We start from the raw sequence: 255 nt of genomic DNA, 5'->3' as shown, positions 1-255 counted from the left end.
GGCTCGCGGCAGACCCCTTGCCGACATCGCCATAGCCGCAGACGACGGCGACCTTGCCCGCCATCATCGTGTCGGTGGCGCGGCGAATGCCGTCGACGAGGCTTTCCTTGCAGCCATACTTGTTGTCAAATTTCGACTTGGTGACGCTGTCATTGACGTTGATCGCCGGGAACGGCAGGTGCCCCTTCTCCATCATCTTGTAGAGCCGGTGCACACCGGTGGTGGTTTCCTCGGAGACGCCCTTGATCATGTGGC

General features: G+C 61.2%; 1 protein-coding gene. It reads right to left on the bottom strand.

The features are described from left to right. Positions 1–255, bottom strand: a 255-nt coding sequence (locus C6W92_RS17535; RefSeq protein WP_164989304.1) for an adenosylhomocysteinase, incomplete at both ends; no start/stop codon positions are given.

This window comes from Roseovarius sp. A46, assembly GCF_004126395.1.
GTDB classification, from domain to species: Bacteria; Pseudomonadota; Alphaproteobacteria; order Rhodobacterales; family Rhodobacteraceae; genus Roseovarius; species Roseovarius nitratireducens.
This window is presented reverse-complemented; position numbering and strand designations above follow the sequence as displayed.